Raw genomic sequence first — 10,915 nt, forward strand, 5'->3', positions numbered from 1 at the left:
TGCCGCTCGACTACCACGCCCAGGGCCTCGACCATGAGGTGCTGGACGTCTTCGGCATGCACGACGCCCCGCCGCCGAACCTGGCCCGCTGGCAGGACATCGCCCACCGGCTCAGCCATCCCGACGGCGAAGTGAACATCGCCATCGTCGGCAAGTACACCGGCCTGACCGACGCCTATAAGTCGCTGGTCGAGGCGCTGGTCCACGGCGGGGTCGCCAACAACGTCCGTGTCCGTTTCGACTGGGTCGAGGGCGAGGCGTTCGAACAGGTGGACGAGGCCTTGATCGCCGAGCGGCTGACGGGCGTTCACGGGGTGCTGGTGCCCGGCGCCTTCGGAGAGCGCGGCTCGGAGGGCATGATCCAGGCGGTCCGCTTCGCCCGCGAGCACGGCATTCCCTACTTCGGCATCTGCTTCGGCATGCAGATGGCGATGATCGAGGCGGCGCGGAACCTGGCCGGCATCAAGCAGGCCTCCTCCACAGAGTTCGGCCCCACCTCCGAGCCGATCGTGGGCCTGATGACCGAGTGGACCCGCGGCAACGAAAAGGAGATCCGCAAGGAGGGCGACGCCCTCGGCGGCACCATGCGCCTGGGGACCTACGAGGCCGTGCTGGCCCCAGGCTCCCGCGTCGCGGAGATCTACGGCGGGGCGACCATCAGCGAGCGGCACCGCCACCGCTACGAGGTCAACATCGGCTACCGGGAGGCTATCGAGCAGACGGGCCTGACCTTCTCGGGTCTCTCGCCGGACGGCGTGCTGCCGGAGATCTGCGAGCGGGCAGACCATCCGTGGTTCGTCGGCGTCCAGTTCCACCCCGAGCTGAAGAGCCGCCCCTTCGACCCGCACCCCCTGTTCGCCAGCTTCATCGGGGCTGCGAAGGAACGGAGCCGGCTGGTCTAGTGTAAGCTGGCTCGATGCCCACCCGAGACGACATCCGCCGGATCGCGCTGGCGCTGCCTGAGGCCTACGAGGCCGACCACCACGGCATCCCGTCGTTCCGCATCGGGAAGAAGATCTTCTGCACCGTCCACCTCGACCGGCCGCGGATCGTGCTGAAGCTGAACCGCGAGGTGCAGCTGGACATGATCGCCGCCCATCCACAGGTGGTCGAGGAATGCGACTACCAGCCCCAGCACGGCTGGACCTTCGTCTGGTTCGAAAAGGCAGACCTAGCCACGCTGGAGACGCTGCTGCGGCTCGCCTGGGCCGCCGTCGCGCCGAAGAAACTGGTGAAAGGCGCGGCTTGAAACGCGGGAGGCTTTCGGGCATACACCCGCGCTCACGTCGGCGGCCCTTTCCGGCCGCCGTTTGAATTTGCACGCCTAAGAGATTCTCAAATGGCCGTCCCTAAGCGAAAGACCTCGCCGTCCCGGCGCAACATGCGCCGCTCGCACCATGCGCTCGGCCCGAACGCGTACGCCGAGGACAAGGAAACCGGCGAGCTGAAGCGGCCTCACCACGTCGACCTCAAGACCGGCATGTACAAGGGCCGCCAGGTCCTGACGCCGAAGGAAGACTGATCTGGCGAGTCGCCGCCGAGGCCAGCGCCTCGGCGGCGCTCGCAGGCTACCTGCGGGCGGACAGGTCCGACGGGCTCGAGAGGGCCAGGTCGTAGCCGTCCGGATCGCGCAGGACGATCTCGTCGAGGCCGTACTCCTGGGCCTCCGGATCTTCGACCTGGAGCCCCTTCGCGCGTAGTTCGCGGACCAGGGCATGGACGTCGTCCACCGCAAAGCACAGCACAGCATCGGTGTAGCGATCGCGCGCCAGCCGGTGAGCGGCGTCACCCCCCGCGGCCGTTCAGCATGAGCTGAACCTCGCCGTGCTTGAGCCGCGCCCAGGCGAGGCGGCCTTCCCAGTCGAAGGTCGACACCACTTCGAATCCGAGCAGGTCCCGCCAGAAGGCGAGGCTGCGGGCGACGTCCTGCACGTTCAGCAGCGGGGTGACCCGGTTCATCCGAATGCCTTCCTGAGCCGGCTATTCATCGTCTTCGTCGTGGAACTCGCCCCACCTGGAGAGCCCGGCGATCTCAGTTGCGCCCTCTCGCTTCTGAACCGTTCGAACCTTAGCGGCTCCCAGTTCGGCAATGGCTCGCGCCAGAGACTCCGAGTGGGTGACGAGCAGCACCTGTGATCGCCTGGCCGCCTGCACCACCAGGCGAGCGAGCGGCTCCATCAATGCGGGATGGAGGCTCGCTTCGGGCTCGTTAAGCGCGATGAAGGGCGGCAGGCGGTACGAGAGCAGCGCTCCGGCGAGCGCCAGGTAGCGCAACGTGCCGTCGGAGAGTTCGGCGGCGTCAAACTCGCGATTCGGGAACTCCGGAAAACGCAGCCTGAAGCCGACATCGCGCCCCGAAGGATCCTCGACGACCAGGCTAGCGCCTGGGAACGCCGCCTCGACAGCCGCGTCGAGTTCGCTCGTGTCCTCCCGGATGTAGGCCAGCGTCGCCAGCACCGCGGCCAGATTGGAGCCGTCGGAGGCGAGCATCGGAGTCGCCACGGCCGGACACGGCCGGCGCAGGGGCGAGGCCGCATCCGTCCGGAGGTCGTGATAGAAGCGCCACTGCAGCAGCGTCCTGCGAACAAGCTCGAGGTCCGGATAGCGCGAGGGATCCTCCAGTCGTCCCAGCGCCGTCTCGGAGGCGAGCAGGTCGGCGTCGACTTCGACGACGCGCCCGGCCTCGTCGCGAACGGTGAGGGAATGGCCCTTGCGGTGCATCAGCTGCACCGGCCGGCGCCCGCTCAGGAAGGTGAGCGTCTCCTCCTTGACCTGCGGCTCCTGAGCGAAGGCCGGCGCCGCGACGCGCGGCGGAAAGCCGACGGTGACGTCGTAGCTGTAGCTCGGGCGGTCCTTGCCGGACTCGGCCAGGCCCACGGAGAAGCCCATTTGGATAGGTGAATTGCGAGGATGGGAGCCCGCCCACATCGCCGAGCCCATACCTTCCTGCGCCAGGTCCGATCCCAGGGTGTTTGCGGCGGCGGAACGCACCAACTCCAGCGCGCGGTAGATGTTCGTCTTTCCCACGCCGTTGGCGCCGACGAACACCTCCAGTCCGGAGACTGGATAGGCGATGCTCCTTAGAGATCGGTAGCCGCTCGCCCGGAATTCGCGCAGCTCAAGCGCCATGTCCGCCCTCCTCGAGCGGGCACGCTAGCGGGAGAGGGACGGCCCTTCCAGTGCAGGCTACTTCTGCGCCCGCGCCCTGGCCTGCACCGCCGCGCGGCGCTCCTCGACCATCTGCGGCGTCACGCCGGCGTTGTGGCGACTGGAGCGCTCGTGCTCGAGGGCAAGGCCGTCTTCCAGCGACAAGGCATAGCCGTCGTCGATCAGCGCCTTCTGGACGATCAGCATGTCGGCGTCGATCTGGGCCATCTCGGCGGCGAGGGCGAGGGCCGTGGGCATCAGCTCGGCCGGCTCGACGACGCGGTTCACTAGGCCCCAGTCGCAGGCGGTGCGGGCGTCGAGGAAGTTGCCGGTCAGAGACAGCTCCTTGGCGCGGTAGGGGCCAATCAGGCGCGGCAGCTTCTGGGACAGGCCCCAGCCGGGGGTGATGCCGACCCGGGCGTGGGTGTCGGCGAAGCGGGCGCTCGTCGCGGCGATCAGCACGTCGCACGCCAGCGCCAGTTCGAAGCCGCCGGTGATGGCCACGCCGTTCACCGCAGCGATCACCGGCTTGCGGCATGCCAGGACCGCTCGGGCCGGGTTCTCGGCGGGATCGGTCGCGTTGGCGGCCTGCATGCCGTTCGGATCGGAGCCCAGCTCCTTCAGGTCGAGGCCTGCGGTGAATGCGCGCTCGCCGGCGCCGGTCAGCACGATGACGCGGATATCTGGGTCGGCGTCGAGCCGCTGCAGCGCCTCGTGCAGTTGCGCCCGCAGCGCCTTGGAGAGGGCGTTCATCGCCTCGGGGCGGTTCAGCGTGACGAGGGCGACCCCGTCCGAGGGCGTATCGACGAGCAGCATCCGGTTCTCCTCTCGGTCGCGGGCATCAGCGCGGGCCGCGGCATCGAGTCAAGGCGAGCGTTGCCGGGGCCGCAATCCTTGCGCTAAGGCAGGCGCCTCCCCGAACCCAGACTGAGGCCGCCATGACCGAGATCGTCGACATCACCGCCCGCGAAATCCTCGATTCCCGGGGCAATCCGACGGTGGAGGTGGACGTCGTCCTCGAGGACGGCTCGATGGGGCGTGCGGCGGTGCCCTCCGGCGCCTCGACCGGCGCCCACGAGGCGGTGGAGAAGCGCGACGGCGACAAGTCCCGCTATCTGGGCAAGGGGGTCACGCAGGCGGTGGATGCCGTCAACGGAGAGATCTTCGACGCCCTTTCCGGCCACGACGCCGAGGACCAGCGCCGCATCGACCGCATGCTGATCGAGCTGGACGGCACGCCCAACAAGAGCCGGCTGGGCGCCAACGCCATTCTGGGCGTCAGCCTGGCGGCGGCCAAGGCGGCGGCCGGTAGCGCCAACCTGCCGCTATACAAATATGTGGGCGGGGTCTCGGCCCGCATCCTGCCGGTGCCGATGATGAACATCATCAACGGCGGGGCCCACGCCGACAATCCGATCGATGTGCAGGAGTTCATGATCTTGCCGAGCGGCGCGGAGACCTTCGCCGAGGCTCTGCGGATGGGCGCGGAGATCTTCCACGCCTTGAAGAAGGCCCTCCACGACGCCGGTCACTCCACCAACGTCGGCGACGAGGGCGGCTTTGCGCCGAACCTGGCCAGCTCCCAGGAGGCGCTGAGCTTCATCATGAAGGCCGGCGAGGCGGCGGGATACCGCCCCGGCGAGGACTTCGTGCTGGGCCTCGACGTGGCCTCCACCGAGTTCTTCAAGTCCGGCAAGTACGTGATGGAGGGCGAGGGCAAGACCCTCGATCCAGCCGGCATGGTCGACTACCTCGAGGCGCTGGTCGGCCAGTTCCCTATCGTCTCCATCGAGGACGGCTGCGCCGAGGACGACTTCGACGGCTGGAAACAGCTGACCGATCGCCTCGGCGGCCGGGTGCAGCTGGTGGGCGACGACCTGTTCGTCACCAACCCCGCGCGCCTGTCGGACGGCATCAGCCGCGGGCTGGCCAACTCCATCCTGGTGAAGGTCAACCAGATCGGCACTTTGTCCGAAACTCTTGACGCGGTGAACATGGCCCACCGGGCCGCCTACACCGCCGTCATGAGCCATCGCTCCGGCGAGACCGAGGACTCCACGATCGCCGACCTGGCGGTCGCCACCAACTGCGGTCAGATCAAGACCGGCTCGCTGTCCCGCTCCGACCGCATGGCCAAGTACAACCAGCTGCTGCGCATCGAAGAAGAGCTCGCCGACCAAGCCCTCTACGCCGGCCGCGGCGCGATCCGGGCGAGCTAGAAGTCTCTCTACCTCCCCCGGCGCAACGGCGGGAGGTAGGAGGTCGTGTCAGGCGCTGATCTCAAGCCCGAGTTCGCGGCGGAGATGGTCGCGACACGCGGTCTCCAGGCGGTGCGGCCATGACAAGCCGCTGCGCTCGGCAAGTCGCCGTGCTCTGGGAAGAAATGCTTCGGCGAGGGCGAGGTTGGCGGCGAGCGAAGCCTCGCGCGCCGCTGCCGGGCTCGGCAGCCCCTCGAGCAACGCGATGTCCTCCGGCGGCAGCACCCTCGACAGGCTCTTGGCGCCGGGCGGGACCACGGGGTTCTGTTCGGCGACCATCAGTTCGATCAGCAGCCCGCGGAGCAGTCCGGCGCCGGTGACGGCGGCGACGTAGTCGCGGCGCGCGAGCGGGACGGGCGCCAGCGCCAGGATGCGCAGGAACTCCTCGACGATCCGTCCGACCGCCTCAGGCTTCAGAGGCTTCGTCGGCGGGTGCGGCGGCAACGCCTCGTAGATCCCCGCGCGGTCCAGCAAGGGCCGGGTGCGGTCGCGGCTGAGGCCCAAGCGGTCGGGCGCTGTGATGGTGATGTCGAAGCGCAGCCACTCCGGGGTGATGGCGTGGAACAGCGGGTAGGGCGGGTGGACCTGCTTCCAGAGCACCAGTTCAGTCAGCGCCTCCACCCACGCACGCGCGTCGTCGACCATGTCCGGCAGGTCGCCCGGGGCAACCACCATGACCGTATCGATGTCGCTGTACGGATCGCCCTCTCCGGTCGCCAGGCTGCCGGTCAGGAAAAAGGCCAGGACACGCGGGTCGGCGCGGGCCGCCTCAGTCGCGGCGGCGAGGAGATCGTCTCTGGTCATGAGCGAAGGCTCGTCGCCGGCGTGTCCAGGCGCAATCGAGTTCTAGGCCGGGGCCTTGTGAGCGGACGTCACGAGCTTTCCACTGTGGGCGCGCTCCGGCGCTTTCCTCGGCTTGTTCGTGATCTTTGTGGTCTTGGTTGTCCCTTGTGTTTAAGGAGCTGGCGACGCCGTCGGCGTCGATGGCTGTTGCTCCAGCCCACACGATTTTCCCCAACCTGGGGACCGAAGTTGTACGGCTAAGCTCCGTGGTTAGCGTCGAATTAAGCATCGGGGCGCAAGTTGGGCGAAGTTCTCCTCCCGCCAGAATCGACCCGTGATCGTACGCCTTCGCCCCTACCTTCCGACCGCCGCCCTGGCGTTCCTGATCTTCTACTTCGGGTTCCACGCCTTCACCGGCGAGCGGGGCCTGCTGTCGTCGACGGTGCGCGACGCCGAGCTCTCGGCCAAGCGGCACGAGCTGGCCCTGCTGCAGGCCGAGCGGGCGGACCTGGAGGTCCGGGCCAAGCTGCTGCGCGATAGCAGCTTGTCACGCGATCTTCTCGAAGAGCGGGCCCGCTCCCTGCTAGGCTACAGCGATCCAAGAGACTATGTGATCCGCATCGAGCACTAGCCGGAACCCGCCAGGGGCGGTCCCGAGTTAGGGCTCGCACATGGGTTCTGGGAGACGCCGATGGCGCGTGCGCGGCAGGCCGCGAAAGCCGAAGCCTCGAAGGAGGCCCCCGAGCGGGCGGCCAGCAAGGACGAGCTTCTAAAGTACTACCGGGACATGCTGCTGATCCGCCGTTTCGAGGAGCGGGCCGGGCAGCTCTACGGCATGGGCCTGATCGGCGGCTTCTGCCACCTCTACATCGGCCAGGAGGCGATCGCGGTCGGCGTCCAAGCGGTGCAGCAGGAGGGCGACCAGGTCATCACCGGCTACCGCGACCACGGCCACATGCTGGCCTGCGGCATGGATCCGCGCGAGGTGATGGCCGAACTCACCGGCCGCGAAGGCGGCTCGTCCAAGGGCAAGGGCGGGTCGATGCACATGTTCTCGACCGAAGCCGGCTTCTACGGCGGCCACGGCATCGTCGGCGCGCAGGTAAGCCTGGGCACGGGCCTGGCTTTCGCCAACCGCTACAGGCAGAACGGCAAAGTGGCCTTCGTCTACTTCGGCGACGGGGCGGCCAACCAGGGCCAGGTCTACGAGAGCTTCAACATGGCGGAGCTGTGGAGCCTGCCGGCCGTCTACGTCATCGAGAACAACCAGTACGCCATGGGCACCGCGATCGAGCGCTCGAGCTCGGAGACGCGCCTGCACATGCGCGGCGCCTCCTTCCGCATCCCCGGCGAGGAGGTGGACGGGATGGACGTCCTGGCGGTCCGGGACGCCGCCGCCAAGGCCGCCGAGCACGCGCGCAGCGGCGAAGGGCCGTACATCCTGGAGATGAAGACCTACCGCTACCGCGGCCACTCGATGAGCGACCCGGCCAAGTACCGGACGCGCGAGGAGGTGGACGAGGTCCGCAAGACCCGCGACCCGATCGACCACCTGCGCGAGTTGCTGGAACAGCGCGGCTTCGCCGACGAGGCGGCGCTGCGCGACATCGACTCCGAGGTGAAGGCCATCGTCGCCGACTCCGCCGAGTTCGCCCGCACCTCGCCCGAGCCCGACCCGGCCGAGCTCTATACCGACGTCTACGTGGAGGCGGCCCAGTGACCGACGTCCTGATGCCGGCTCTCTCGCCGACCATGGAGGAGGGCACCCTCGCCAAGTGGCACGTGAAGGTGGGCGACAAGGTCGCCGCCGGCGACGTGATCGCGGAGATCGAGACCGACAAAGCCACCATGGAGGTCGAGGCGGTCGACGAAGGCGTGGTCGAGGAACTGCTGGTGCCCGAGGGAACCGAGGAGGTGAAGGTCAACACCCCGATCGCGCGTCTGGCCGGGGAAGGCGGAGCGGCCGCCCCGAAGAGCAATGGCGGTACTGCGCCGGCCGCTGCGGACGCGAAGCAGGAAGACACCGTCTCCGACCGCGCCTTCGCCAAGGAACCCTCGGGCGACGAGGAGAAGAAGGGGCCGTCCGAGGCCAAGGGTGATCGGCCGGAAGGCGAGGGGCCGGCGGCGGTGCGCCCGACGGCCGAGCCGCTGAAGGATCCGGAGCTGCCTCAAGGCGCGAAGATGGTCCGCCAGACGGTCCGCGACGCGCTTCGCGACGCCATGGCCGAGGAGATGCGCCGCGACGAGGCGGTGTTCCTAATGGGCGAGGAGGTCGCCCAGTACCAGGGGGCCTACAAGGTTTCCCGCGACCTCTTGCAGGAGTTCGGCGAGCGCCGCGTGGTGGACACGCCCATCACCGAGCACGGCTTTGCCGGCCTGGGCGTCGGCGCGGCCATGGCGGGGCTGAAGCCGATCGTCGAGTTCATGACCTGGAACTTCGCCATGCAGGCGATCGACCAGATCATCAACTCGGCGGCAAAGACCAACTACATGTCCGGCGGCCAGATCCGCTGCCCGATCGTGTTCCGCGGCCCGAATGGCGCGGCGGCCCGGGTGGCGGCCCAGCACAGCCAGGACTACGCCGCCTGGTACGGCCACGTGCCGGGGCTGAAGGTGATCGCGCCCTACGACGCCGCCGACGCCAAGGGCCTGCTGAAGGCGGCGATCCGCGACCCGAACCCCGTGGTCTTCCTGGAGCACGAGATGCTCTACGGCCAGGAGTTCGACGTCCCCGAAGGGGAGGACTGGGTGCTGCCGATCGGCAAGGCCAAGGTCCGGCGCCAGGGCGACGGGGTGACGCTGGTGGCCTACTCGCGGATGGTGGGCCTGGCGCTGAAGGCGGCCGAGGAGCTTTCGGCGGAGGGGCTGGAGGCGGAGGTGATCGACCTTCGCAGCATCCGGCCGCTCGACCACGAAACCGTCGTCGAGAGCGTCAAGAAGACCAACCGGCTCGTCACCGTCGAGGAAGGCTGGGGTCCCATGGGCGTCGGCGCCGAGGTGATCGCCCGGGTGATCGAGCATGCCTTCGATTATCTGGACGCCCCGCCGGCCCGGGTTCATCAGGAGGACGTGCCGCTGCCCTACGCGGCCAACCTCGAGGCCCTATCGCTGCCGTCGGTCCACAAGATCGTCAAGGCGGCGAAGGCGGTGAGCTATCGTGCCTAGGGGCGAGGACGCGTTCACCTGGCGCGCCGGCGGCTGCCACTGCGGCGGCGTGCGGTTCGAGGTGTGCCTGCCCGCCGAGGTGGAGGCGCAGACCTGCAACTGCTCCATGTGCGCCAAGTCGGGCTTCGTGCACGTGATCGTGCCGGAGAGCCGGTTCCGGCTGACCAAGGGCGCCGAGCGGCTGGCCGAATACACCTTCAACACCCGCACCGCCCGGCACCTGTTCTGCGCCGAGTGCGGCATCAAGAGTTTCTACCGGCCGCGGTCCAATCCGGACGGCTGGAGCGTCAACGCGCGCTGCTTGGACGAGACGGAAGGGCTGTCGCTGAACATCGCCGCCTTCGACGGCCGAAATTGGGAAGCGAACGCCGCGGAGCTGGCGCACCTCTCCAAGGAGTTCTCGTGATGGAGCTGGCTGGCCAGTGCCACTGCGGGGCGATCAAGGTGCTCTTCCATCCGAGCAGGCCGCCTGAGGAGCTGCCGCTAAGGGCTTGCCAGTGCGGGTTTTGCCGGCGGCACGGCGCGGCTACCACCTCGGACCCGGAGAGCCGCCTGTTCATCGAGGCCGCACCGGGCGCGCTCACCCGCTACCGGTTCGGACGAAAGCAGGTGGACGCGCTGATCTGCGCCGAGTGCGGGGTCTATGTGGCCTCCTACCTGCCGCTGAACGGTCGTGGCCTGGCCACGCTCAACGCCTGGGGCGCGGGGCTGGAGGCCTTCCAGGGCCGCACGCCCGAGCCTGTCACCTATGATGACGAGACCGACGAGGAGAAGCTGGCGCGCCGCATGGCCCGCTGGACTCCGACCGAACTCGTCGAAGCCATGCCGAGCGCCTGAGCCATGCCGATCGACGTCCTGATGCCCGCTCTGTCGCCCACCATGGAGGAGGGCGCGCTCGCCAAGTGGCACGTCAAGGTGGGCGACAAGGTCGCCGCCGGCGACGTGATCGCCGAGATTGAGACCGACAAGGCGACCATGGAGGTCGAGGCGGTCGACGAAGGCGTGGTCGAGGAGATCCTGGTGCCCGAGGGCACCGAGGAAGTGAAGGTCAACACGCCGATCGCGCGGCTGAGCGGCGAGGGCGCAGGGGTCCCGCCGACCAAGGCCGAGGCTGCGCCCAACGCCCCCTCCACCGCTTCGCAGTTCCCCTCCCCGGCGAGCGGGAGAGGAGAGAAAGATCAAACACCTGCGGGCAGATCCTCACCCGTCGCGGAGACGACGGGGGAGGTGGGGCAGCCGAAGGCTGGCGGAGGGGGCGCACGCGTCTTCGCCTCGCCCGTCGCCCGCCGGATCGCGCAGCAGAAGGGCATCGACCTCTCGGCCGTCCAGGGCAGCGGCCCGCACGGCCGGATCGTCCGCGCCGACGTGGAAAAGGCCCAGCCCGGCGCGAAGCCGGCCCAGACGCCCGGCGTGGCGCCCGCAGCGCGCGGCGAGCCTCGGCCGGTCCAGTCGCTGCAGCAGATGGGGATCCCGGAAGGCAGCTACGATCTCATCCCGCTGGACGGGATGCGAAAGACGGTCGCCCGGCGGATGACGGACAGCTTCCGGGACGTGCCGCACTT

General features: G+C 68.8%; 15 protein-coding genes. 10 read left to right on the top strand and 5 right to left on the bottom strand.

Features of this window, described 5'->3' with window-relative positions:
• From VHK87_RS11275 to rpmF, 3 genes are all read left to right on the top strand, one after another.
• On the top strand, positions 1-902 hold a 902-nt coding region (locus VHK87_RS11275; RefSeq protein WP_329634992.1), incomplete at its 5' end, for a CTP synthase.
• 14 nt (positions 903-916) lie between these two features.
• The gene (locus tag VHK87_RS11280) at positions 917-1,249 is read left to right on the top strand and encodes an MmcQ/YjbR family DNA-binding protein (protein WP_329634993.1); all 333 of its coding nucleotides are present in this window, start codon (positions 917-919) and stop codon (positions 1,247-1,249) included.
• Positions 1,250-1,339: 90 nt separating this feature from the next.
• Entirely contained in the window at positions 1,340-1,522 is a 183-nt protein-coding gene (gene rpmF, locus VHK87_RS11285) for a 50S ribosomal protein L32 (RefSeq protein WP_320356209.1), read from the top strand.
• A gap of 46 nt (positions 1,523-1,568) precedes the next feature.
• On the opposite strand, the gene VHK87_RS11290 is transcribed toward rpmF, so the two are convergent.
• From VHK87_RS11290 to VHK87_RS11305, 4 genes are read right to left on the bottom strand one after another with little or no spacing between them, the layout of a single operon-like run.
• Positions 1,569-1,745, bottom strand: a complete 177-nt coding sequence (locus VHK87_RS11290) for a VOC family protein (protein WP_329634994.1) — start codon at positions 1,743-1,745, stop codon at positions 1,569-1,571.
• Between the two features lie 40 nt (positions 1,746-1,785).
• Positions 1,786-1,959 carry a VOC family protein gene (locus VHK87_RS11295; RefSeq protein ID WP_329634995.1) on the bottom strand — a complete coding sequence of 58 codons (174 nt, stop codon included), beginning with the start codon at positions 1,957-1,959 and terminating at the stop codon, positions 1,786-1,788.
• A gap of 21 nt (positions 1,960-1,980) precedes the next feature.
• On the bottom strand, positions 1,981-3,129 hold the full coding sequence (locus tag VHK87_RS11300) for an AAA family ATPase (protein WP_329634996.1): 1,149 nt from the start codon (positions 3,127-3,129) through the stop codon (positions 1,981-1,983).
• A 57-nt stretch (positions 3,130-3,186) separates the two neighbouring features.
• On the bottom strand, positions 3,187-3,963 hold the full coding sequence (locus VHK87_RS11305) for an enoyl-CoA hydratase (protein WP_329634997.1): 777 nt from the start codon (positions 3,961-3,963) through the stop codon (positions 3,187-3,189).
• Positions 3,964-4,085: 122 nt separating this feature from the next.
• On the opposite strand from VHK87_RS11305, the gene eno reads away from it, so the two are divergent.
• Complete coding sequence (gene eno, locus VHK87_RS11310; protein ID WP_329634998.1) at positions 4,086-5,366, top strand: phosphopyruvate hydratase; 1,281 nt, start codon at positions 4,086-4,088, stop codon at positions 5,364-5,366.
• A 48-nt stretch (positions 5,367-5,414) separates the two neighbouring features.
• On the opposite strand, the gene VHK87_RS11315 is transcribed toward eno, so the two are convergent.
• Positions 5,415-6,209, bottom strand: coding sequence for a nucleotidyltransferase domain-containing protein (locus VHK87_RS11315; RefSeq protein WP_329634999.1), 795 nt, complete (start codon positions 6,207-6,209; stop codon positions 5,415-5,417).
• Positions 6,210-6,522: 313 nt separating this feature from the next.
• Between VHK87_RS11315 and VHK87_RS11320 the strand changes: the two genes are divergently transcribed.
• The 6 genes from VHK87_RS11320 to VHK87_RS11345 all read left to right on the top strand — a co-directional run.
• Positions 6,523-6,819 (top strand): septum formation initiator family protein, encoded by a 297-nt coding sequence (locus VHK87_RS11320; RefSeq protein WP_329635000.1) that lies wholly within the window; start codon positions 6,523-6,525, stop codon positions 6,817-6,819.
• 60 nt (positions 6,820-6,879) lie between these two features.
• On the top strand, positions 6,880-7,908 hold the full coding sequence (pdhA, locus tag VHK87_RS11325; protein WP_329635001.1) for a pyruvate dehydrogenase (acetyl-transferring) E1 component subunit alpha: 1,029 nt from the start codon (positions 6,880-6,882) through the stop codon (positions 7,906-7,908).
• Positions 7,905-9,353 (top strand): pyruvate dehydrogenase complex E1 component subunit beta, encoded by a 1,449-nt coding sequence (locus VHK87_RS11330; protein ID WP_329635002.1) that lies wholly within the window; start codon positions 7,905-7,907, stop codon positions 9,351-9,353. The genes pdhA and VHK87_RS11330 overlap by 4 nt, the downstream gene beginning before the upstream one ends.
• Positions 9,346-9,759 carry a GFA family protein gene (locus VHK87_RS11335; protein WP_329635003.1) on the top strand — a complete coding sequence of 138 codons (414 nt, stop codon included), beginning with the start codon at positions 9,346-9,348 and terminating at the stop codon, positions 9,757-9,759. Before VHK87_RS11330 ends, VHK87_RS11335 begins: the two co-directional genes overlap by 8 nt.
• Positions 9,759-10,190: an aldehyde-activating protein gene (locus tag VHK87_RS11340; RefSeq protein ID WP_329635004.1), complete on the top strand. Its 432-nt coding sequence runs from the start codon at positions 9,759-9,761 to the stop codon at positions 10,188-10,190. The genes VHK87_RS11335 and VHK87_RS11340 overlap by 1 nt, the downstream gene beginning before the upstream one ends.
• A gap of 3 nt (positions 10,191-10,193) precedes the next feature.
• Positions 10,194-10,915: biotin/lipoyl-containing protein (locus tag VHK87_RS11345; protein ID WP_329635005.1), on the top strand; the 722-nt coding region annotated here is incomplete at its 3' end.

Source organism: Phenylobacterium sp. (assembly GCF_036263695.1).
Classification (GTDB): domain Bacteria; phylum Pseudomonadota; class Alphaproteobacteria; order Caulobacterales; family Caulobacteraceae; genus Phenylobacterium.

What these genes read in the sequence shown, in the direction of transcription:
- VHK87_RS11315 (WP_329634999.1), bottom strand. Translation starts at nt 6,209, where the DNA reads ATGACCAGAGACGATCTCCTCGCCGCCGCGACTGAGGCGGCCCGCGCC.
- VHK87_RS11340 (WP_329635004.1), top strand. Translation starts at nt 9,759, where the DNA reads ATGGAGCTGGCTGGCCAGTGCCACTGCGGGGCGATCAAGGTGCTCTTC.
- VHK87_RS11300 (WP_329634996.1), bottom strand. Translation starts at nt 3,129, where the DNA reads ATGGCGCTTGAGCTGCGCGAATTCCGGGCGAGCGGCTACCGATCTCTA.
- pdhA (WP_329635001.1), top strand. Translation starts at nt 6,880, where the DNA reads ATGGCGCGTGCGCGGCAGGCCGCGAAAGCCGAAGCCTCGAAGGAGGCC.
- rpmF (WP_320356209.1), top strand. Translation starts at nt 1,340, where the DNA reads ATGGCCGTCCCTAAGCGAAAGACCTCGCCGTCCCGGCGCAACATGCGC.
- VHK87_RS11280 (WP_329634993.1), top strand. Translation starts at nt 917, where the DNA reads ATGCCCACCCGAGACGACATCCGCCGGATCGCGCTGGCGCTGCCTGAG.
- VHK87_RS11305 (WP_329634997.1), bottom strand. Translation starts at nt 3,963, where the DNA reads ATGCTGCTCGTCGATACGCCCTCGGACGGGGTCGCCCTCGTCACGCTG.
- VHK87_RS11295 (WP_329634995.1), bottom strand. Translation starts at nt 1,959, where the DNA reads ATGAACCGGGTCACCCCGCTGCTGAACGTGCAGGACGTCGCCCGCAGC.
- eno (WP_329634998.1), top strand. Translation starts at nt 4,086, where the DNA reads ATGACCGAGATCGTCGACATCACCGCCCGCGAAATCCTCGATTCCCGG.